The organism is Streptacidiphilus sp. MAP12-20 (assembly GCF_041262525.1).
Classification (GTDB): Bacteria; Actinomycetota; Actinomycetes; order Streptomycetales; family Streptomycetaceae; genus Streptacidiphilus.
The window spans coordinates 1-21,628 of sequence record NZ_JBGCCK010000021.1 but is presented as its reverse complement, the minus strand read 5'-3'; the positions used below and the strand labels follow the sequence as shown (position 1 = coordinate 21,628).

The following is a 21,628-nucleotide window of genomic DNA, read 5'->3' as shown; positions in this document are numbered from 1 at the left end:
GTCTCCGGTCGGGGAGGCGGCGGGGCGAGGTGGTGTTCTGCTGCGACTACAGGCCGAGCGACTTCGCGATGACCATCTTCATGACCTCGCTGGTGCCGCCGTAGATGCGGAAGACGCGGTTGTCCGCGTAGAGGCGGGCGATCGGGTACTCCAGGATGTAGCCGTAGCCGCCGTGGAGCTGGAGGCAGCGGTCCACGACGCGGGAGCAGACCTCGGTGGTGAACAGCTTCGCCTTGGCGACGTCCGCCGGGGTCAGGTCGCCGGTCTCGAAGTGCTCCAGCGCCCGGTCCACGACCGCCTGCGCGGCGTCGACCTCGGCCTCGCAGGCCGCCAGCTCGAACTTGGTGTTCTGGAAGGACGCCACCGACTGGCCGAAGACCTTGCGGTCCTTGGTGTACGCGACGGCCAGGTCCACCGCGGCCCGGGCGGCGGCGTAGGCGCCGACGGCGATGGCCAGGCGCTCCTGGACCAGGTTGTGGGCCAGGTAGGAGAACGCCTTGCCCTCCTCGCCCAGCAGGTCCTCGGCCGGGACCTTCACGTCGACGAAGGCCAGCTCGCCGGTGTCGGAGGTGCGCAGGCCGATCTTGTCGAGCTTGCGGCCGACCGAGTAGCCCGGCAGCGTCGTGTCGACGCAGAGGATCGACAGGCCGCCGCGGCGGTCCTCCGGCGTGGCCGGGGAGGTGCGGCAGACGACCAGCATCATGTCGGCCTGGACGCCGCCGGTGATGAAGGTCTTGGCGCCGTTGAGGACGTAGTGCGTGCCGTCCTCGGAGAGCTTCGCGGTGGTGGTCATGCCCGCCAGGTCGGAGCCGGTGCCCGGCTCGGTCATGGCGATGGCCGTCATCATCTCGCCGGAGACGAACTTGGGCAGCCAGCGCTTCTTCTGCTCCGCGTTGGCGTACTCCATGATGTACGGCAGGCAGAGACCGGTGTGCACGCCGGCGGAGCCGAAGCTGACGCCCGCGCGGGCGCACTCCTCGGTGACGACCGCCTGGTACTTGAAGCCGGTCATGCCGGCTCCGCCGAACTCCTCCGGCACCTCGATGCCGAAGACGCCTAGCTCGCCGAGCTTCAGGTAGAAGTCCTTGGGCGCGCGGCCCGCCTGCTCCCACTCCGGGTAGACCGGGACGACCTCGTTGGCGATGAAGTCGCGGATGGTCTCCCGGAACGCCTCGTGGTCCTCGGTGAAAACGGTGCGGCGCACGACGGCGCTCCTCTCGGACGAACTGAGCTGTCTAATCGAACGAACGTTAAGTTAATCGGCAGTAGCCTCCGTGTCCAGAGTGCCTCGGCGTGAGACTTCCCGCATTGCGCGCGCTTCGTCGGCGCCGAGCACTGAACGACCGATCTGCCGCTCCGGTCGCGGGCCGGACGCGGCCTGCTTACGCTCCCAACTGACTGCTCCGGCAGAAGGGCGGGACGGACTCATGCGCCAGCACGTCGACATACCCGGTCATCCGGCGGTACATCCGGCGGGATCCGGGGTGGGATATCCCGTCGGGGCCGGACTGGGCATCGGGCTGGCGTTCGGCGTCGTGGCGCGGGCGGTCGCGGACGCGTCCGGGTACCGCCCGGGGGAGGGCGGGGCGCTGGTCCGCCTGGCCGACTGGGCGGGGCACCCCGAGGCGTGGCGCACCGGCCCGATGCTCCTGGCGCTGGCCACCGCCGTGCTGCTGATCCGGTCCGTGCGGCTGCCGCGGCTCGGCCCCGCGGGTCCGCTGCTGGCCGTGGCGCTGGCCTCCGGGCTCGGACTCGCCTCGGGCCTGCCACCGGCCCGGCTGCCCGCCGCCGAGCTGGCCGCGCTGACAGCACTGGTCGTCCTCGGCCCGTACCGCGACCGCTGGGCCCTGCTCGCGCTGCTCGGCGCAGGTGCGCTCGGCCTGGTGCCGCCCTCCGTACCCGCCGCGCTCGTGGCCTGCTCGGCGCTGCGCACCCTCGCGGGCTACGTCCCGGAGCTGCGCACGCTCCCGGCCTCGGCCGCCCTGACGCTCTGGGCGACGGCGGCCGCGACGGCGCTGCTCTGAGGCTCCGTGCGGCTCAGTGCAGGAGGCGGACGCTTGTCGGGCCCTGGGCTCAGCCGGCGGGCGTGATCAGCTGCACGTCGGAGGCGCGGACGAAGGCAAGGCGATGGTTGAAGCGGATCGGGTAGTACTGCGTCGTCCCGATCACCAGCGTGCAGCCGACCGGGCCCGCGCAGCCGAAGGACTGGGCGTAGAAGTCGCCGCTCAGCTGCTGGCCCGCGAGGTACGCCTGGCCAGGGGCGATCGTGTCCGCCAGCGGGCTGAGCTGCTGGTCGGGCGAGGCCGCCAGGGCGGCCAGCTGGGCCGGGTACGCGGACGACTCCGGGTAGGCGCGCCCGTAGACCGGGATCGGCTTGTCGCCGGCCGGTGCCACCAGCGTCAGCGACGCGTTGGCCGTGGCGTCGGGGACGAGGGTGTCGGACCAGCCCGGGTCCTCGAACCAGGCCTGGCGGCCGCCGTACCAGATGGAGACCCAGTCCTGGTACACCCCGGCGACCACGAAGGTCTGCCCGTAGGCCGCCCGGTCGGTCCAGTCCCAGGCGTCCATGCTGCCGTTGCCGACCAGCGGGGCGTCCGGCGCGTGGTCCTGGCGCAGGTAGACGAAGTTCGCGGGGTGCGCGGCGCAGGCCGCGCCCGGCGCGCCGCAGCCGGTGATCCTGGGCTGCGTGACGCGGCTGTACGGCGGGGCGACGGTGACCGTGCCGCCGACGACGGGCTGGATGTGGCGGCCCGTCAGCGGGGCGCCGACCAGGGTGAGCAGGTGGCTCCAGTCCCAGTACGGGCCCGGGTCCCAGTGCATCCCGGCGACCTTGGCCTGCACCGGACCCGGCACGTCGTCGTGGCCGAGCAGGTGCTGGCGGTCCAGCGGCACGTTGAAGCGCGCGGCCAGGTACTTCACCAGCGCGGCCGAGGACTGGTACTCGGACTCGGTGTACCAGGTGCCCTCGCGCAGCGCGTAGCCCTCGTGCTCGATGCCGATCGAGTGTGCGTTCAGCGTCTTGTTGCCGGCGTGCCAGGCGATGTCCTTCGTCGGCACGAGCTGCGTCACCGAGCCGTCGCGGCCGACGACGTAGTGCGCGCTGGCGTAGGCCGTCGGGTCCTGGAAGAAGGCGACGGCGCCGTCCAGCGAGCCCTCGGTGTCGTGCAGTACGAGGTACTGGACCTGGTCGCCGTCGGTGGGCCGGTCGGCGCGCGCGTAGTTGCCGTAGTCGCTCGGGCTGCCCTTGGTGACCTGCGTGTACGCGGCCGGCTTGACGACGCAGGCCAGCCCGGCCGGACACTCCGCGCCGCCGCTCGCCGCATCGGAGGAGGAACCGGAGCCGGTGCCGCCGCTGAGACCGGAGGGTGTGTTGGCCAGCTCGGCCGGCTGAACCTTGGGATCGGCGGCCAGCGTGACGGACTGGTTGTCGTCGGTCAGCCGCCCCGCGCCCTGCTGGACGAGCGTGTAGACGCGGGCCGCGAACTGCAGGCCGGCCGTCGGGGTCTCCGCCTGGGCGTAGGCGACGACGGCGGGCCACCACTGCGCCGCGTCGGCCGGAACGCCGCCCAGCGCGCCCGGGTTCGGGCGCAGCCGCTGCTCGTAGGAGGCGAGCAGCGCCGCCCCGCCGCGCACGCTCTGCGCCATGTCGGTCTTCAGCTGATCGGCCGACACCCCCGCGAGCGCCGCGGCCGTCTGCAGCGTGTGCAGGGCGGGGGAGGCCGTGTCGACCGTGGAGAGCTTGGCCAGCGCGCGGGCCGAGGGCTGCTTCGGGTGGGCCCCGTCATCGCCGCTGCCGCCGGGATCGGGCTGCGCGGGTGCGGCCAGGTCGTCGGGGGAGACCTGGGTCAGGCCCATCACGTTGAAGTTGCCGGTGGTGCTGGGCCGGCCGCCGTGGGACTCCCAGAGGGTCTCCTGGTAGGAGACCGCCATCAGCACCTCGACCGGCACGTGGAACTCGGCCGCCGCGGCGGTGAAGTCGTGCTGCAGCGCGACCGAGGGGTGGGCCGGGGTCTGCGGCCAGGCCAGCGAGCCGCGGACAGGTGCGGCGGTCGCGGTGTTGGGCTGCGGGGTCGCCTTTCCTGGCGCCGCCTCGGCGACGGCGCCGACGACCAGTGCGCCGGCGGAGAGGGTGACGGCCGCGCCGATCCAGCGCCGTGACCGTTTGCGGACGTGTCGAGCCGTCAACGGGAGCCTCTGCGGGGGGTCGATGCCGTGGGGTTCGCTGTGCTGGGATCGATGCGGTGGGGCCCGCAGGGCCGTTCGGGTGGGACCGGCCGACACGCGGGGGGCTGCTGATGGGCAGTGAGATGTGAGCGTGAGGTTAGCACTCCCGTCCGGTCGGACGTCCGGGGGGTGAGACCGGAGTGCGGCCCGCCCGACGGGGCAGCCGATGAGATGTAAGGATGGCCGTATGGCTGACGCGAACCTCTCCCACGCGGCCCATTCGGCCGGACTGTCCCCCAACGGGCCGCAGCAGGTGATCGAGGCAGGCGACTACCGCGCCGTGATCAGCGGCGTGGGAGCCGGGCTGCGCGGGCTGAGCCACCGCGGGCGACCATTGGTGGTCAAGTACCCGGAGGGGATCCAGCCCCCTGGCGGCGCCGGTCAGCTGCTGATCCCGTGGCCCAACCGGATCCGCGACGGCCGCTACCGCTTCGACGGCGAGGACCGCCAGCTCGATCTCTCCGAGCCCGCGACGGGCAACGCCAGCCACGGCCTCACCCGCTGGCTGCCCTGGCGGGTGGTCGCCGAGGACGCCGGGCACGGCTCGGCCTACGTCCGCTACGGCCTGCGCCTCTACCCGATGCACGGCTACCCGCACATCCTGGAGCTGACCGCGCACTACGAGCTCAGCGAGGCCGGTCTGGCCGTGGAGATCGTCGCCCGTAACGTCGGCGACCGGGTCGCCCCCTACGGCCTCGGCGCGCACCCCTACCTGACGCTCGGTCGCGGTCCCGGCAGCATCGGCGAGGCGCTGCTCGAGGTCCCGGCCGACACCTGGCTGCCGGTCGACGAGCGCAAGCTCCCGACCGGCCGCGAGCCGGTCGAGGGCACCGGCTACGACTTCCGCAAGCCGCGCGTCATCGGGACGACCGAGCTGGACACCGCCTACACCGGCCTGTCCCGCGACGCGGACGGCCGCGCCCGGGTCCGGCTCACGGCGGCCGAGGGCGGACGCGGCGTCGAGCTCTGGCTCGGCGAGGGCATGGACTGGCTCCAGCTCTACACCGGCGACACCCTCGGGCCGAACTACCGGCGGGCGGGCGTCGCCGTGGAGCCGATGAGCTGCCCGCCGAACGCCTTCGCGAGCGGTGAGGACGTGCTGTCGATCGAGCCCGGTGGCCGCGTCGTGCACCGGTTCGGTATCAGCGCGCTCCAGTGAGGCGCGGAGAGCTGTCGGTTGTCACCCCTGCGGCCTAAAGTTTCTGGCAGGGCAGGAACCGCTGCGGGGGTGGGGGTGGGAACGATGGCGTCGAAGCTGTGGGCACCGAAGGAGATCAGCACTCCGGAGCAGATGATCGCGGAGGCGCGCAAGGCGTTCTTCGTGATGTTCGGCTTCCTGGTGGTGGTCTGGGCGCTCCAGGTCGTCAACTGGATGGACAGCCAGCACCTCTCCATGGACTACGGGGTCGTCCCGCACGACACCGCTCGGCTCCAGGACATCTTCGCCGCCCCCTTCCTGCACTTCAGCTGGGCGCACATCGAGTCCAACTCCGGCCCGCTCTTCGTCTTCGGCTTCCTGGCCGCCTACCGGGGCGTGGTCCGCTTCCTGTGGCTGACGCTGCTGGTGACGATCACCAGCGGGATGGCGGTCTGGCTCTTCCAGGGCAGCAACACCGTCGGCGTCGGAGCGAGCGGCGTCATCTTCGGTTACTTCGGCTACGTGGTGCTGCGCGGGATCTTCGACCGTCACCTGATAGACACGCTGATCGGCCTGGTCATGGCGGCCTCCTTCGCCTACATCCTCACGGTGGCGGTCCCCGGCACGCCCGGCGTCAGCTGGCTCGCGCACCTGGGCGGACTGGTCGGCGGCGTCGCCGGCGCGTGGCTGCTGCGCGACCGGCGGTCGGCGGCAGTCCCGGTGGAGGCCGGGGCGGGTGCGGCGGCCGCGCCTGCGGTCGCGCCGGGCAACGAGCTCGACCAGACCCGCTCCGACCTGCACAAAGAGCTCGGTGATCTCGGTCTGCTCTGAGGCCGGGAGCGGTCGCTCTTCGAGCGGTCTTCGGAAATTGCCAGGGAATACACAGGAAACCCGTAGTCCCAGCTTCATCGATTTCTCATTCAACGACGGCAGCGTGTTCGCATGACCACGACTCCCGCCGATGCCGCCACCACCGAGCTCCGCCGCCCCGACGGCACCCCCGTGCGGGTGCTCGTCGTCGACGACGAGTCCCCCCTCGCCGACCTGCTGTCCATGGCCCTGCGCTACGAGGGCTGGCAGACCACCACCGCCGGCGACGGCGCGACCGCGATCCGCGCCGCGCGCGACTTCCGCCCGGACGCGGTGATCCTCGACGTCATGCTGCCCGACCTCAGCGGGCTCGAGGTCATGCGCAGGCTCCGCGCCGAACAGCACGACGTGCCGGTGCTCTTCCTGACCGCGAAGGACGCTGTCGAGGACCGCATCGCCGGTCTGACGGCCGGTGGGGACGACTACGTCACCAAGCCGTTCAGCCTGGAGGAGGTCGTCGCCCGGCTGCGCGGCCTGCTGCGCCGCTCCGGCGCCGCGGCGGCGCGGAGCGAGTCGCTGCTGGTGGTGGGCGATCTGACGCTGGACGAGGACAGCCGCGAGGTCCACCGCGCGGGCACGTCGATCCGGCTGACGGCGACGGAGTTCGAGCTGCTGCGCTTCCTGATGCGGAACCCGCGCCGGGTGCTGAGCAAGCCGCAGATCCTGGACCGGGTCTGGAACTACGACTTCGGCGGCCAGGGCAACGTCGTCGAGCTGTACATCTCCTACCTGCGCCGCAAGATCGACGCGGGCCGCGCGCCGATGATCCACACCATGCGCGGCGCGGGGTACGTCCTCAAGCCCGCGGTGGTGGAGGCGGCCGCGTCGTGATCCGACGCTGGTCGAGCTGGTCGCTGCGCACGCGGCTGGTTGTCGTCATGACCGTGCTGCTGGCGTTGGTCTTCACGGTCATGGCCTGGCTGACGACCGTCCAGCTGCGCAGCTACATGCTGGGCAATCTGGACTCCAAGCTCCAGGACACCTCGGCGCGCGTGGCCGTGGTGTCCCATGGCGGCCCCATGCCGGGCGGGGACAACCAGCAGCAGCTCAACCTGACCGGCGTGTTCAGCAACGCGCACGGCTTCCCGCAGGACGCCGTGGCGGTCGGCAACGAGAGCGGACAGCCCCAGTCGGCCATCAATCGTGCGGACAGCTCGCTGACCGGGGCTCAGATCGAGGCACTCGAAGCCGTGCCCAAGGACGGCAGCTCGCACACCGTCACGCTGCCGGGGTTGGGCACCTATCTGGTCAGCTGGGCGCCGCCCGCCCCTGGGCACGGCACCACGCAGATCGTGGTCGGCCTGCCCGAGTCCGAGATCGACGATGTCATCAGCACTCTGGTCACGACCGAGGCGGTGCTCGGCGTCACCGGCGTGATCATCGTCGGCTTCGTCGGCTTCGGCCTGATCCGGGTCTCGCTGCGGCCGTTGGACCGCGTCGCCGTCACGGCCGCGCGGATCTCCAGGCTGCCGCTCGACAAGGGCGAGGTGACCTCGTTGGCCCGGGTCCCGGTCGAGGACACCGATCCCCGGACCGAGTCCGGGCTGGTCGGGGCGTCGCTCAACCGGATGATCGACCACGTCTCCGCCGCGCTCGAGTCCCGGCACGCGAGCGAGACGCGGGTGCGTCAGTTCGTCGCCGACGCCAGTCACGAGCTGCGGACGCCGCTCGCGTCGATCAAGGGCTACGCCGAGCTGACCCGGCGTAGCAGGGAGGCCGTGCCGCCGGACACCGCCTACGCGCTCAGCCGCGTCGAGTCCGAGGCGACGCGGATGACCGCGCTCGTCGAGGACCTGCTGCTGCTCGCCCGCCTCGACGCGGGTCGGCCGCTGGACCGCGAGCCCGTCGAGCTCGCCCCGCTCCTCGTCGATGCCGTCCGCGATGCACACGCGGCGGTGCCCGACCACAAGTGGGAGGTCCGGCTGCCGGAGGAGGACGCGGCAGAAGCCGCCGCGGTCGTCGGCGACGAGCACCGGCTGCACCAGGTGCTGGTGAACCTGCTCGCGAACGCCGGCAAGCACACGCCCGAGGGCACGACCGTCACCGGCTCGCTCGCGGTCGAGGCGCGCTGGGCCGTGCTGACGATCGCCGACGACGGCCCCGGCATCCCGCAGGAGCTGCTGCCGACGGTCTTCGAGCGATTCGCGCGCGGCGACGGCTCGCGGTCGCGCATCGCGGGCAGCACCGGCCTCGGCCTGGCCATCGTCGCGGCCGTCGTCGCCTCGCACGGCGGTGAGGTGTGGGTGACCAGCGAGCCGGGGGAGACCGTCTTCACGGTGCGCCTCCCGCTGACCGAGGGATCCTGACGGGCTCCGCACAGCTACCCCATACCGGTCGGACAGAGCCGTTCGTGACCCTGGGGACATGACCACCACGCTGCCCGAGCCGAACCCGCCTGTGCCGAATCAGGAGGGGCCGGACCAGCCCGACCAGCCCTTGTCCGTCCCCGCGACGACCGGCGACCCCCGCTGGGTTCGGCCCGCCTTCCTCGCCCTATTGGCGCTCACCGCGCTGCTCTACCTCTGGGATCTGGGAGCCTCGGGCTGGGCCAACCAGTTCTACTCGGCGGCCGTCCAGGCCGGGGCGCACAGCTGGAAGGCGATGTTCTTCGGCTCGTCCGACGCCGCCAACGCCATCACCGTCGACAAGCCCCCCGCGTCCCTGTGGGTGATGGAGCTCTCCGCCCGGGTCTTCGGCGTCAACGCCTGGTCGATCCTGGTCCCGCAGGCGCTGGAGGGCGTCGCCGCGGTGGCGGTCGTGTACGCGGCGGTGAAGCGGCGGTTCGCCGCCGGGCCCGCGCTGCTGGCGGGCGCGGTGCTCGCGCTGACCCCGGTCGCGGCGCTGATGTTCCGCTTCAACAACCCCGACGCGCTGCTCGCGCTGCTGCTCGCCCTCGCCGGATATGCCGTGCAGCGCGCGCAGGAGCAGGCGCGGACGCGCTGGCTGCTGCTGGCGGCGGGCTGCGTGGGCTTCGCCTTCCTGACCAAGACGCTGCAGGCGTTCCTGGTGCTGCCGGCCTTCGCGCTCGTCTATCTGATCCTCGCGCCTACCGGCTTCTGGCGGCGGGTACGGCAGTTGCTGCTGGCGGCGGTCGTGCTGGTGGTCAGCTCCGGTTGGTGGGTGGCGATCGTGGAGCTGACGCCGGTTCAGTACCGGCCGTACATCGGCGGCAGCCAGACCAACTCCTTCCTGGAGCTGACGTTCGGATACAACGGCTTCGGCCGGATCACCGGCTCGGAGACCGGCAGCGTCGGCGGCGGAGGCGGCGGAGCCGGGGGCGGCAGCATGTGGGGGAGCACCGGACTGACCCGGCTGTTCAGCTCCGAGATGGGCGGTCAGATCGCCTGGCTGCTCCCGGCCGCGCTGCTGCTCCTGCCGGTCGGCCTCTGGCTGACGCGACGCGCCGCGCGCACGGACCAGCGCCGCGCGGCGCTGTTGCTGTGGGGGAGTGCGCTGCTGACGACCTTCCTGGTCTTCAGCGAGATGCAGGGGATCTTCCACCCCTACTACAACGTCGCCCTCGCGCCGTACATCGCGATCGTGGTGGGCATGGGCGCAGGGCTGCTCTGGGAGCAGCGCGGTTCCTGGGCGGTGTCGGGCGGCGCGGCGGTCGTCGTGGCCGTGACGGCGGTCTGGTCGTACGTGCTGCTGGCGCGGAGCGCGGACTGGCTGCCGTGGCTGCGCTGGGCGGTGCTGTTCGTCGGGCTCGCCGCGGCGCTCGGGCTGGCCTTCGGTCCGCTGCTCGGGCGAAGGATCGCCCTGGCCCTGGCGGTGGCGGCGATCGTCGCGGGCCTGGCAGGCCCGGCGGCGTACAGCGTCGAGACGGCGGGTACCACCCATGCCGGCTCGCTTCCGTCAGCGGGCCCGGCGGTGCAGGGCGGTGGCTTCGGCGGAGGCGGCGGCATGCCCGGAGGGGCGCGAGCGGGCCGTGGCGGCTTCGGTGGCTTCGGCGGCGGCGCGGGCGGTCCCGGCGCGCAGGGCGCGCTGGGCGCGCAGGGCGCCCCGGGTGTCCGGCCCGGCGCCGGGACGGGCGGCTTCCCGGGTGGCGCGGCCGGTGGCGGTGCGCGGGGCGGCTTCGGTGGCGGCGGGGGCGGCGCGGGCGGGCTGCTCAACGGCAGCAAGCCCGGCGCCGCGCTGACCGCGCTGCTCAAGCAGGACGCGTCGAAGTACACCTGGACCGCCGCCACCGTCGGCTCGCAGAACGCGGCGGGTTATCAGTTGGCCAGCGACGCGCCCGTGATGGCCGTCGGCGGCTTCAACGGCACCGACCCGTCGCCCACCCTCGCCCAGTTCGAGAACGACGTCCGCGCCGGAAAGATCCACTACTTCCTCGGCGGCACGCTCTCGATGGGCGGAGGCGGCACGAGCAGCAGCTCCGGCTCCAGCGACTCCGCGCAGATCGTGGCCTGGGTGGCGAAGAACTACAGCTCCACGACCGTGAACGGGGTGACCGTCTACGACCTGACAAAGGCGAAGACCAGCTAGCGCGCCTCCGGGGATCTTTCCTGACAAAAGCGACAATGTGGAGAAAATGTCATCCACAGTGAAGGTCGCGCCCATGGAGACCCCGGCCCGTCGCACCGCCCTTGCCGCCGCTGCCGCCGCATCGCTGCTGCTCACCGCCACCGCGTGCAGCAGCAGCGGTAGCGGCGGTAGCGGCGCGAAGTCCTCCGACGCGGGCAGCGCCGCGCCCGCGCCGAGCGTCAGCAACGATCTGCAGACCGATTACCAGAACACCGTCAAGGCGGTCCTGCCCTCGATCGTGCAGATCACGGCCGGCAGCAGCCTGGGCACCGGCATCGTCTACGACAACAAGGGTGACATCGTCACCAACGCCCACGTCGTCGGCAGTGCCACCAGCTTTCAGGTGACCCTCTCCGACCAGTCCAAGACGCTGACGGCGAGTCTGGTCTACTCCTACCCGACGAACGACCTCGCGGTGATCAAGCTGACCAACCCGCCGTCCGGCCTGAAGCCGGCCGTCTTCGCGGACAGCTCGAAGGTCGAGGTGGGTCAGATCGTGCTCGCGATGGGCAACCCGCTGGGGCTCTCGTCGAGCGTGACGCAGGGCATCGTCTCGGCGGTCGGGCGGACCGTCAGCGAGGGCAAGAGTCAGGAGAATCCGCAGGGCGCGACCATCCCGAACATGGTCCAGACGAGCGCGGCGATCAACCCGGGCAACAGCGGCGGCGCACTGGTGAACCTCTCCAACCAGGTCATCGGCGTCAACACGCTCGCCGCGCTGGACAGCGGCGAGGGCGGCGGGCAGGCCCCGGGCATCGGCTTCGCGATCCCGGCCTCGACGGTGACCAACCTCGCCGACCAGATGATCAAGAGCGGCAAGGTGACGGACTCCGGCCGCGCGGCGCTCGGGATCTCCACCCGCACGGTCATCACCACGGGCGGCGACGGCAAGGAGACCGGCGCGGGCGTGGTCTCGGTGACCAGCGGTGGCCCCGCGGACAAGGCGGGCCTCAAGGCGGGCGACGTGATCACCAAGCTGGGCGACACCACGATCGACAGCTCCGCGACCCTCTCCGAGGTCCTCGCCTCCGAAAAGCCGGGCCAGCAGGTCCCGGTCACCTACGTCCGCGACGGCGCCACCAAGACCGCGACGGTCACCCTGGGCACGCTGGGGTAGTCGCAGGCGGCGGCCGGCCGGAACGCCGACGGGGCGGCGTACACCGACGTGGTGTCGGGGTGCGCCGCCCTGGGGCGGAACGAGTTGCGGGAGCGGCCCGCGTGGTCATGCGCGGTTACTTCGGGTCGTTGTTGAACTTCGAGGCCGACCAGAAGTAGCCGAGGACGGCGAGCCCGAGGCACCAGGCGATGGCGAGCCAGCCGTTGTTGCCGATGTGGCTGCCCAGCAGCAGGCCGCGGAGGGTTTCGATGGCGGGAGTGAAGGGCTGGTACTGGGCGATGGGCTGGAACCAGCCGGGCATGGTGTGGAGCGGGACGAAGGCGCTGGACAGGAGCGGCAGCAGGATCAGCGGCATGGCGTTGTTGCTGGCGGCTTCGGCGTTCGGGCTGATCAGGCCCATGCCGACGGCGATCCAGGTGAGGGCCAGGGCGAACAGGACGAGGAGTCCGAAGGCGGCAAGCCAGTCCAGGGCGCCGGCGCCCTTGGAGCGGAAGCCGATGGCGACGGCGACCGCGCCGACGAGGATCACGCTGGCGATGGATTGGAGGACGCTGCCGACGACGTGTCCGACCAGGACGGAGGGGCGGTGGATGGCCATGGTGCGGAAGCGGGCGATGATGCCCTCGGTCATGTCGTTGGAGACGGAGACGGCGGTTCCGACGACGGTGCTGCCGATGGTCATCAGCAGCAGGCCGGGGACGATGTAGGCGATGTAGGCCGTGCGCCCGCCGCCGCCGATCCCCGCGCTCATGGTGCCGCCGAAGATGTAGACGAAGAGCAGCAGCAGCATGATCGGGGTGAGCAGCAGGTTCAGGGTGAGGGAGGGGTAGCGGCGCGCGTGCAGGAGGTTGCGGCGCAGCATCGTGTTCGAGTCGCGGACGGCGAGGGAGAGGGCGCTCATCGGACTGCCTCCTTGGACTGAGTGGACTGAGGGGTCTGGGTGGTCTGGCTGGAGACGCCGGTGCTGCTGGTGAGGGCGAAGAACACGTCGTCGAGGTCGGGGGTGTGGACGGTCAGCTCGTCGGCTTCGATGCCGGCGGCGTCGAGCCGGTCGAGGATGGAGCGCAGTTCGCGTTGGCTGCCGTCGCTGGGGAGCTGCAGCGCGAGGGCGTCGTCGTCGCGGGTCGCGTCGTGGAGCGCGGCGGTGGCGGACTGGTAGGTGGCCGGGTCGGTGAAGCGGAGGCGGACGTGCCCGCCGGGGATGAGGCGCTTGAGTTCTTCGGCGGTGCCTTCGGCGGCGATCCTGCCGTCGTGGAGGACGGCGATGCGGTCAGCGAGCTCGTCGGCCTCGTCCAGGTACTGGGTGGTGAGGAAGACGGTGACGCCGCCGGTGACGAGTTCGCGGATGATCTGCCACATGTTGTGGCGCGAGCGCGGGTCCAGGCCGGTGGTCGGCTCGTCGAGGAAGATGATCCGCGGGTTGCCGACCAGGGTCATCGCGATGTCCAGGCGGCGCTTCATGCCGCCGGAGTAGGTGGACGCGGGCTTCTTCGCGGCCTCGACCAGGTCGAAGCGCTCCAGCAGCTCGGCCGCCACGCGCCGTCCCTCTCGGCGGGGGAGGTGGTGCAGATCCGCCATGAGGAGCATGTTCTCCTCGCCGGTGATCAGGTTGTCGACGGCGGAGAACTGGCCGGTGACGCCGATCGCGGCACGCACGGCCTGGGGGTCGGTGGCGAGGTTGTGGCCGCCGATGTGGATGTCGCCGGTGCCGGGGCCGGGGGAGATGAGGGTGGAGAGGATCTTGACGGCGGTGGTCTTGCCGGCGCCGTTCGGGCCGAGCAGCGCGAACACGGACCCGGCAGGGATGCGCAGGTCGACGCCGTCGAGGACGGTCTTGTCGCCGTAGGACTTGCGCAGCCCGTTCGCCGCGATGGCCAGGGTGGTCATGAGGAGTGCTCCTTCTCGGATTCTCAGAGGCTGCGGGCGGTGATGTCGCCGTGGGAGGTGGTGGCGCGGATGTCGAGTTCGGTGGCGCCGTCGTTCCTGAGTGCGTTGCTGACGCGGCCGTAGCCGGTGCCCGCGTCCAGCGCGGCCGAGACGCCGGCGGCGGCGCCGACCGTGATGTCGCCCATCTGGGTGCGGAGCACGACCGTGCCGGACGTGGCCTCGGCGATCGTGATGTCGCCACGCGCGGTGCTGATCTCCGCCGGGCCGGTGAGGCGGCCGACCTCGACGTCGCCGTCGACCGCGGTGAGGCGGAGCCCCCCGGCCTCGTCGATCTTGATCTGCCGGTAGGCGCCGTCGAAGGTGACGTCGCCGAGGCGGCCGACGCTGCGGAGTTCGCAGCCGGCGGTCTTCGCCTCGATGCGCGACCCGGCCGGCAGCTGGACGGTGACCTCCAGGGATCCGGTGGGGCCGAAGTACTGGTTCTTCGGCTCGGCGGTGTGGATCCGCAGGACGCCGTCGGCGTAGGCGACCTGGATCTGCTCGGCGGCCTTCACGTCGCGGCTCTTGGCGGGGTCGGCGGGCCGGATCTCGACGGCGGTGTCGGCGCGGTCGGCGGCGATGAGCTGGATGCGTCCGGCGGGGATGTCCAGGATGGCGGTGATGGTGGTGGGGGTGTCGAACTTCTGCATCGTGCGCTCCTCGTGCAGTTCGCCGTTTCTGATAGGCGAAAAGCTACGTTGCGTTCGAGGATCCTTCAATAGGTTCGTTGCGAAGAATCAGCATCTATGCAGGTGAAAGCCAGAAAATCGTTGCAATGGCTGTGAATTCAATGCAACAGCAGCCCATCCTGCCGTTGCAATGAAGCGAGGTGAACGCTATGCTCGGGGCATCGGGGAAGCGCGAAGGAGATCATGATGCCGGGAGGCAGGCTCACCCAGCAGGAACGCCAGCAGATCGCACTGGGGCTGGCCGACGGCCTGGCCTACGCGGAGATCGCCAGGCGCCTGGATCGGCCGACCTCCACGATCACGCGTGAGGTGATGCGGAACGACGGCCCCACCGCCTACCGCGCCGACCTGGCCCACCGTGCCACCGAACGCCGCGCTCATCAGCGCAAGCCCGCCGCGCCCCGAGGGGAGGGGGCCTCGGCGCAGGGCCGTCGGCGCGACGACGCGGCGGTGCGTGAGTACGAGGAGTCGTTCACCACCCTGCTGATGTCACAGGGCCTGCCCAAGATGATGGCCCGAGTGCTGACCTGCCTCTTTGTCGCCGACGCGGGCAGCCTCACCGCGTCCGAACTCGTCCAGCGACTCGAGGTCAGTCCGGCGTCCGTCTCCAAGGCGATCACGTTCCTCGAAAGCCAGGGCCTCATCCGCCGGGAGCGCGACGAACGTCGCCGCGAGCGCTACTTCGTCGATGACGACGTCTGGTATCAGGCGACGATCGCCAGCGCCCGTGGCACCGCCCAGGTCGCCGAGATCGCACGGCAGGGCGTCGGCGTCCTCGGTCACGACAGCCCGGCCGCCGCCCGCCTGGAGAACATCGCCCGCTTCAGCGACTTCATCAGCGAGAGCATCCTCCGGGCCGCGGAGCAGGTCCGCGAAGTCCTCTGGACGAAACCCGAAACGACCTCAGGTGACACCCCAGAACGTAGCTCTCGCACTCCTGACGGATCGTCAGATTCGGCGTAGCCTGACCCGCATGGAGAGCTTCCCCTGGATCATTTCGGTGGACGACCACACCGTCGAGCCGCCGCACGTGTGGCAGGACCGGCTGCCTGCCAAGTACCGCGAGACCGGCCCGCGCATCGTCCGGGCCCCGCTGGCCGAGATGACCTTCGTCGGCGGGCGTCTCTCGCTGCGGATGGGCGAGCCCGGCAGCGAGGGCCCGCTCGCCGACTGGTGGGTCTACGAGGACCTGCGCCGCCCGCTCACCCGGCTCGACACGGCCGTCGGATATCCGCGCGACGAGGTGCGCCTGGAAGGCATCACCTACGAGCAGATGCGACCCGGGTCCTTCTCGATACCCGAGCGGCTCGCCGACATGGACATCAACCATGTCCAGTCCGCCCTCTGCTTCCCCACCTTCCCCCGCTTCTGTGGACAGACCTTCACCGAGGCCAAGGACCACGAGCTCGGGCTGCTCTGCATACGGGCGTACAACGACTGGATGGTGGAGGAGTGGTGCGGCCCGGCCGCACAGGGCCGGATGATCCCGCTCGGCATCGTGCCGCTCTGGGACGCCGAGCTCGCCGCCGCCGAGGTCCGGCGCAACGCCGCGCGCGGGTTCCGAGTCGTCTGCTTCAGCGAGATACCCCCGCACCTGGGCCTGCCCAGCATCCACACCGACGCGTGGGACCCCTTCCTGCGGGCCTGCGAGGAGACGCAGACCGTCATCGCCATGCACATCGGCAGCTCCTCGCGGATGCCCTCCACCTCCGCGGACGCCCCGGCGGCCGTCGGCTCCACGATCACCTTCGCCAACTGCTGCTTCTCGATGGTCGACTGGCTGATGAGCGGCAAGTTCAACCGCTTCCCCGGCCTGAAGATCATGTACGCCGAGGGGCAGATCGGCTGGATCCCCTACATCCTGGCCCGCGCCGACGTGGTCTGGGAGGAGAACCGCGCCTGGGGCGGCGTCGCCGACAAGGTGCTGACGAAGCCGAGTGAACTCTTCGCCGAGCACATCTACGGCTGCTTCTTCGACGACCCGCACGGCCTGCGCAACCTGGACGCCATCGGCGCGGCCAACGTCCTGTACGAGACGGACTACCCGCACTCGGACTCGACCTGGCCCAGGAGCAGGGAGGTCGCCGAGGAGCAGATGGGCCACCTGGAAGCGCCCGTGGTCGAGCAGTTGGTGCGCGGCAACGCGATCGAGCTGCTCGGGCTCACCGCCGAGGGCCTGTGGGGCGGGACGGGGGCCAGCGGTGCCTGAGTTCGGCATCCAGCTCCCCGTCCAGGCGCAGAGCACGATGTTCGTCGAGCCCTGGGAGACCGAGGCGGGACCGGTCGAGCTTGCCGCCGTCGCGCAGGCGGCGGACCGGCTCGGTTTCGTGTACGTCGCCTGCTGCGACCACGTCGCCATTCCGCGCCGGCTGGCCGGGCCGATGGGCGCGACCTGGTACGACCCGGTCTCCACGCTGGGCTACCTCGCCGCGCTGACCACGCGCACGCGGCTGCTCTCGCACGTCGCCGTCGCGCCGCTGCGGCACCCGCTGCTGTCGGCCAAGCAGTACGCGACGCTGGACAGGCTCAGCGGCGGGCGGCTGGTCCTCGGCGTCGGCGCAGGCCACGTGCAGGAGGAGTTCGAGACGCTCGGCGTCGACTTCCACCGGCGCGGCGAGATCCTGACCGAGACGATCACCGCGCTCGACGCCGCGCTGACCGACGAGTACCCGGTCCATGAGGGCCCGCGCTTCCCGTTCAGGGACCTGGCCGTGAGCCCGCGTCCGGTGCAGTCGCCGCGTCCGCCGATCTGGGTCGGCGGCTCCGCTCCGGCGGCCGTCCGGCGTGCGGCGGCGCAGGCGGAGGGGTGGCTCTCGCAGGGCGACACCCTGGAGACGCTGCCCGCGCAGCTGGAGCTGATCCGTACCACGCGCGAGCGCGCCGGGCGGGAGGGTGGCTTCGTCGTCAATGCCATCGCGCCGCCGTTGTATGTCGGCGAGCCGGGGTGGGAGATCGGTCGCCGCTCGGTCTCCGGAAAGCCGGACGCGTTGGCGGAGCTGCTGCGGAAGTACGTCGCCGTCGGCGTCACGCATCTCCAGCTGCGGCCGCGCAGCCGTGATCTGGCCGAGTACCTGGCCCAGTTGGAGCTGATCGCTACGGACGTCCTGCCGCTGGTGTGAGCGGGCGGCTCCGGGGTCTTCCCTTGTGCGGGCTCCCGACGGAAACTGACGGATAGTCAGAAGATCTCCGAAGGGAGCCCGCACCCATGTCCACTGCTTCCGGTCGTCTCGCCGGCCGTACCGTCCTGATCACCGGCGCCGCCCGCGGTCAGGGCGAGGCCGAGGCCCGTCTCTTCGCCGCCGAGGGCGCGCAGCTGCTGCTAGGCGACGTCCTGGACGACCAGGGCGAGGCCCTGGCCAAGGAGCTGCAACTGGAGCTCGGCGAGGACCGGGTCCGCTACCAGCACCTCGACGTCAGCAGCGAGGACGACTGGGCCGCCGCCGTCGACGCCTGCGTCTCCGCCTTCGGCAAGCTCGACGGACTGCTCAACAACGCCGGCATCCTGCGCTTCAACGAGCTGGTCAGCACGCCGCTGGAGGAGTACCTCACGGTCGTGCGAGTCAACCAGGTCGGCTGCTTCCTCGGCATGCGCGCCGCCGCGCCCGCGATCGAGGCGGCCGGCGGCGGCACCATCGTCAACACCGCCTCCTACACCGCGCTCACCGGCATGGCGCTGCTGACCTCGTACGCGGCCACCAAGGGCGCGATCGTCGCGATGACCCGCGTCGCCGCGCTGGAGCTGGCGGCCAAGGGCATCCGCGTCAACGCGATCTGCCCGGGAGCGATCGACACCCCGATGTCCGACCCGGCCAACGCTTTCGTCGGCGAGTCCGGCGCGCCGGTGCTCAGCGCGGAGGACGCGGCGGCGATCGCCTCGGCGACCCAGGAGCTCTACGCCAAGGCCGTCCCGCTCGGCCGGATCGGCCGTCCGGACGAGATGGCGAAGCTGGCCCTCTTCCTGACCTCGGAGGACTCCTCCTATCTGACCGGCCAGGCGCTGGTCGCCGACGGCGGCTGGATGGCCGGCGTCAGCATCGGCTGACGCGAGGGTCGACTCTTGCATGATCTGACGGATCGTCAGATCATGCAGTCGGTCCCTTCGCCTATCCCCTCGAACCCGCACGCTGACAGGACGGTGAACCGATGGAGTTCGGCATCTTCATCCAGGGCTACGTGCCCAGAAGTCGTTCCCTGGCCGATCCGCAGGCCGAGCACCACGCCCTGATGGAGGAGATGGACTACGTCGTCCAGGCCGACAAGAAGGGGTTCAAGTACGCGTGGATCACCGAGCACCACTTCCTGGAGGAGTACTCGCACATCTCCGCCAACGACGTGGTCATCGGCTACCTGGCCCACGCCACCGAGCGGATCCATGTCGGCTCGGGCATCTTCAACCCGCTGCCCAGGGTCAACCATCCGGTCAAGGTCGCCGAGCGCGTCGCCATGCTGGACCATCTCTCCGGCGGGCGCTTCGAGTTCGGCACCGGACGCGGCGCGGGCAGCCACGAGATTCTCGGCTTCCTCCCCGAGGTGACGGACATGAACGCCACCAAGGAGATGTGGGAGGAGACGATCGGCGAGTTCCCCAAGATGTGGCTGAACGAGGAGTATCCCGGCTTCAGCGGCAAGCACTGGTCGCTGCCGCCGCGCAAGGTGCTTCCGAAGCCGTACGGGGCCGCCCACCCGGCCATGTGGTACGCCGCGGGCAGCCCCTCCTCGTACGAGATGGCCGCGCGCAGGGGGCTCGGGGTGCTGGGCTTCAGCGTCCAGAAGGTCTCCGACATGGAGTGGGTCGTCGAGAGCTACAAGAACGCGATCCGCGAGGCCGAGCCGGTCGGGGCCTACGTCAACGACAACGTGATGGTCACCTCGACCGCGATCTGCGCGGAGACCTCGGCGGAGGCCCGGCGGATCGCGGTCAACGGCGGGCTCAACTACCTCCAGTCGCTGCTCTTCCGCTACCACGACACCTTCCCGCGCCCCGAGGGCATCCCGGTCTGGCCGGAGCTGCTGCCCGAGTACAGCGAGGAGCTGATCGACCTGCTGATCGCCGAGGAGCTGATGATCTGCGGCGACCCGGACGAGGTGCTCCAGCAGTGCAAGCGCTGGGAGTCGGCGGGCGCGGACCAACTGGCGTTCGGCCTGCCGATCGGGATCCCGCCGGAGCAGACGGCGCAGACCATCAAGCTGATCGGCGAGCACGTGATCCCCAAGATCGACACCGATCCGGTCCACCGCACGACGCGGTTCCGTCAGGCCGCGAGCTGAGGAGAGGCGACGATGCTCGACCATCTGATCAAGGGCGCCACCCTCGTCGACGGGACCGGCGCGGCCGCGCGCGGCGCCGACGTCGGCATCAAGGACGGGAAGGTCGCCGTCATCGCGGAGGCCGGGCGCTGCGAGGAGTCCGCTGTCTCGGTGGAGGACGCGACCGGCCTCGTGCTCGCGCCGGGGTTCGTCGACCCGCACACCCACTACGACGCCCAGCTCTTCTGGGACCCCTTCGCCACGCCCTCGCTCGACCACGGCGTCACGACGGTGGCGGGCGGCAACTGCGGCTTCACCCTCGCCCCGCTCAACCCGGCCCGGCCGGACGACGCCGACTACACGCGTCGCATGATGGCCAAGGTGGAGGGCATGGCGCTGGCCGCGCTGGAGGAGGGGGTGCCCTGGGGCTGGTCCTCCTTCGGCGAGTACCTTGGCGCGCTGGAGGGCAGGATCGCCGTCAACGCCGGCTTCATGGTCGGCCACTGCGCGCTGCGCCGCTACGTCATGGGCCCGGACGCGGTCGGCGGACAGCCGACGGCGGGGCAGCTGGACGCGATGACCGCGCTGCTCAAGCAGGCCATGGCGGAGGGCGCGTGGGGGTTGTCCACGACGCAGTCCGCCACGCACTCGGACGGCGACGGCAAGCCGGTCGCCTCCCGGCACGCGAAGCGCGAGGAGATGCTCGCGCTCTGCCGCGCGGTGGGCGAGGCACCGGGGACGCAGATCGAGGCGATCGTGGCGGGCTGCCTCGACAAGTTCGCGGATGAGGAGATCGACCTGCTGGTCGAGATGAGCGCGGTGGCTGGCCGCCCGCTCAACTGGAACGTGCTGACCATCGACGCGGCCGTCCCGGACCGCGTCCCGCGTCAACTGCTCGCGTCGGAGCGGGCGCGCGCGGCGGGCGGGCGGATCGTCGCGCTGACGATGCCGATCCTGACGCCGATGAACATGAGCCTGGGCACGTTCTGCGCGCTCAACCTGATTCCGGGGTGGGGAGACGTTCTCAACCTGCCGGTGCCGGAGCGGATCGCGCAGTTGCAGCGGCCGGAGGTGCGGGCCGAGATGCTGCGCCGGGCGGACAGCCCGGAAGCGGGCGTCTTCCGGCGGCTGGCGGACTTCGGGCGGTACGTCATCGGCGACACGTACTCGGACGCGAACGCGAACGCGGGCGTCTCGGGGCGGGTCGTCCGCGACATCGCCGCCGAGCGCGGCCAGGACCCGTTCTCGACGCTGGTCGAGATCTGCGTCAATGACGGCTTGCGCACGGTGCTGTGGCCGATGCCCCGCGACAACGACCCGAACAGCTGGGAGCTGCGCCGCGCGACCTGGCAGCACGAGGACGTCATGCTCGGCGGCTCGGACGCGGGCGCGCACCTGGACCGCATGTGCGGCGCGCCGTACACCACCCGCTTCCTGGGCGACTGCCTGCGCCGGCGACAGCTGGTGCCGCTGGAGCAGGCGGTCAAGATGCTGACCTCCGACCCGGCGGAACTGTTCGGCCTGCGGGGGAGGGGAGCGGTGGCGCTGGGGAACTTCGCGGACCTGGTCCTCTTCGACCCGGAACGCATCGACGCGGGCCCGGCGACCCTGGTCCACGACCTCCCGGGCGACAGCCCACGGCTGGACTCCCGCCCGGAGGGCGTGGTGGCGGTCCGCGTCAACGGCGTGGAGACGGTGCGGGAGACGAAACTGACGGGGGCGGTGCCGGGGACCGTATTGAGGTCGGGCCGCGACACCCGCACTGTTTCAACGAGGCGTTAGTTGCACTTTCAGGGGCGCGGGGAACTGCGCGAGCAACCACCCTGTGCGGTGAGTCCCCGAACGTGCAGGGCCATCCGCACAGGGTGGTTGCTCGCGCAGTTCCCCGCGCCC

18 protein-coding genes are annotated in these 21,628 nt (G+C 71.2%); 13 read left to right on the top strand and 5 right to left on the bottom strand.

Annotated elements, in window-relative coordinates; genetic code table 11:
• Nucleotides 1–46: 46 nt before the first annotated feature.
• Nucleotides 47–1,204, bottom strand: a complete 1,158-nt coding sequence (locus ABIA32_RS25470) for an acyl-CoA dehydrogenase family protein (RefSeq protein ID WP_370099890.1) — start codon at nucleotides 1,202–1,204, stop codon at nucleotides 47–49.
• 280 nt (nucleotides 1,205–1,484) lie between these two features.
• On the opposite strand from ABIA32_RS25470, the gene ABIA32_RS25465 reads away from it, so the two are divergent.
• Nucleotides 1,485–2,024, top strand: coding sequence for a hypothetical protein (locus tag ABIA32_RS25465; protein ID WP_370099888.1), 540 nt, complete (start codon nucleotides 1,485–1,487; stop codon nucleotides 2,022–2,024).
• 49 nt (nucleotides 2,025–2,073) lie between these two features.
• Here ABIA32_RS25465 and ABIA32_RS25460 read toward each other — a convergent pair whose 3' ends face one another.
• Nucleotides 2,074–4,185 (bottom strand): N-acetylmuramoyl-L-alanine amidase, encoded by a 2,112-nt coding sequence (locus ABIA32_RS25460; protein ID WP_370099885.1) that lies wholly within the window; start codon nucleotides 4,183–4,185, stop codon nucleotides 2,074–2,076.
• A gap of 226 nt (nucleotides 4,186–4,411) precedes the next feature.
• Between ABIA32_RS25460 and ABIA32_RS25455 the strand changes: the two genes are divergently transcribed.
• From ABIA32_RS25455 to ABIA32_RS25430, 6 genes are all read left to right on the top strand, one after another.
• A complete protein-coding gene (locus ABIA32_RS25455) occupies nucleotides 4,412–5,383 on the top strand; it encodes an aldose 1-epimerase family protein (RefSeq protein ID WP_370099882.1) in 972 nt (323 codons plus the stop codon).
• A gap of 84 nt (nucleotides 5,384–5,467) precedes the next feature.
• Nucleotides 5,468–6,193 carry a rhomboid family intramembrane serine protease gene (locus ABIA32_RS25450; protein ID WP_370099880.1) on the top strand — a complete coding sequence of 242 codons (726 nt, stop codon included), beginning with the start codon at nucleotides 5,468–5,470 and terminating at the stop codon, nucleotides 6,191–6,193.
• Nucleotides 6,194–6,304: 111 nt separating this feature from the next.
• Nucleotides 6,305–7,063: a response regulator transcription factor gene (locus ABIA32_RS25445; RefSeq protein WP_370099877.1), complete on the top strand. Its 759-nt coding sequence runs from the start codon at nucleotides 6,305–6,307 to the stop codon at nucleotides 7,061–7,063.
• The gene (locus ABIA32_RS25440) at nucleotides 7,063–8,538 is read left to right on the top strand and encodes a sensor histidine kinase (protein ID WP_370100150.1); all 1,476 of its coding nucleotides are present in this window, start codon (nucleotides 7,063–7,065) and stop codon (nucleotides 8,536–8,538) included. The genes ABIA32_RS25445 and ABIA32_RS25440 overlap by 1 nt, the downstream gene beginning before the upstream one ends.
• A gap of 58 nt (nucleotides 8,539–8,596) precedes the next feature.
• Entirely contained in the window at nucleotides 8,597–10,717 is a 2,121-nt protein-coding gene (locus tag ABIA32_RS25435; protein WP_370099874.1) for a glycosyltransferase family 39 protein, read from the top strand.
• 46 nt (nucleotides 10,718–10,763) lie between these two features.
• Complete coding sequence (locus ABIA32_RS25430; protein ID WP_370099871.1) at nucleotides 10,764–11,873, top strand: S1C family serine protease; 1,110 nt, start codon at nucleotides 10,764–10,766, stop codon at nucleotides 11,871–11,873.
• A gap of 115 nt (nucleotides 11,874–11,988) precedes the next feature.
• On the opposite strand, the gene ABIA32_RS25425 is transcribed toward ABIA32_RS25430, so the two are convergent.
• Genes ABIA32_RS25425 through ABIA32_RS25415 form a run of 3 tightly spaced genes read right to left on the bottom strand, consistent with a single transcriptional unit; the run spans nucleotide 11,989 to nucleotide 14,449 of the window.
• The gene (locus ABIA32_RS25425; RefSeq protein WP_370099868.1) at nucleotides 11,989–12,774 is read right to left on the bottom strand and encodes an ABC transporter permease; all 786 of its coding nucleotides are present in this window, start codon (nucleotides 12,772–12,774) and stop codon (nucleotides 11,989–11,991) included.
• The gene (locus ABIA32_RS25420) at nucleotides 12,771–13,760 is read right to left on the bottom strand and encodes an ATP-binding cassette domain-containing protein (protein WP_370099865.1); all 990 of its coding nucleotides are present in this window, start codon (nucleotides 13,758–13,760) and stop codon (nucleotides 12,771–12,773) included. Before ABIA32_RS25420 ends, ABIA32_RS25425 begins: the two co-directional genes overlap by 4 nt.
• 23 nt (nucleotides 13,761–13,783) lie before the next feature.
• On the bottom strand, nucleotides 13,784–14,449 hold the full coding sequence (locus ABIA32_RS25415) for a DUF4097 family beta strand repeat-containing protein (protein WP_370099862.1): 666 nt from the start codon (nucleotides 14,447–14,449) through the stop codon (nucleotides 13,784–13,786).
• A 225-nt stretch (nucleotides 14,450–14,674) separates the two neighbouring features.
• Here ABIA32_RS25415 and ABIA32_RS25410 point away from each other — a divergent pair, with 225 nt between their 5' ends.
• The 6 genes from ABIA32_RS25410 (at nucleotide 14,675) to ABIA32_RS25385 (ending at nucleotide 21,517) form a co-directional block, all read left to right on the top strand.
• Nucleotides 14,675–15,451: a helix-turn-helix domain-containing protein gene (locus ABIA32_RS25410; RefSeq protein ID WP_370099859.1), complete on the top strand. Its 777-nt coding sequence runs from the start codon at nucleotides 14,675–14,677 to the stop codon at nucleotides 15,449–15,451.
• Nucleotides 15,452–15,461: 10 nt separating this feature from the next.
• Nucleotides 15,462–16,697, top strand: coding sequence for an amidohydrolase family protein (locus tag ABIA32_RS25405; RefSeq protein ID WP_370099857.1), 1,236 nt, complete (start codon nucleotides 15,462–15,464; stop codon nucleotides 16,695–16,697).
• A gap of 37 nt (nucleotides 16,698–16,734) precedes the next feature.
• Complete coding sequence (locus ABIA32_RS25400; RefSeq protein ID WP_370100147.1) at nucleotides 16,735–17,607, top strand: TIGR03619 family F420-dependent LLM class oxidoreductase; 873 nt, start codon at nucleotides 16,735–16,737, stop codon at nucleotides 17,605–17,607.
• A gap of 86 nt (nucleotides 17,608–17,693) precedes the next feature.
• On the top strand, nucleotides 17,694–18,530 hold the full coding sequence (locus ABIA32_RS25395) for an SDR family NAD(P)-dependent oxidoreductase (RefSeq protein WP_370099854.1): 837 nt from the start codon (nucleotides 17,694–17,696) through the stop codon (nucleotides 18,528–18,530).
• A 101-nt stretch (nucleotides 18,531–18,631) separates the two neighbouring features.
• Entirely contained in the window at nucleotides 18,632–19,756 is a 1,125-nt protein-coding gene (locus tag ABIA32_RS25390; RefSeq protein ID WP_370099851.1) for an LLM class flavin-dependent oxidoreductase, read from the top strand.
• Nucleotides 19,757–19,768: 12 nt separating this feature from the next.
• Nucleotides 19,769–21,517, top strand: coding sequence for an amidohydrolase family protein (locus tag ABIA32_RS25385; protein ID WP_370099848.1), 1,749 nt, complete (start codon nucleotides 19,769–19,771; stop codon nucleotides 21,515–21,517).
• The last annotated feature ends 111 nt before the right edge of the window (nucleotides 21,518–21,628 follow it).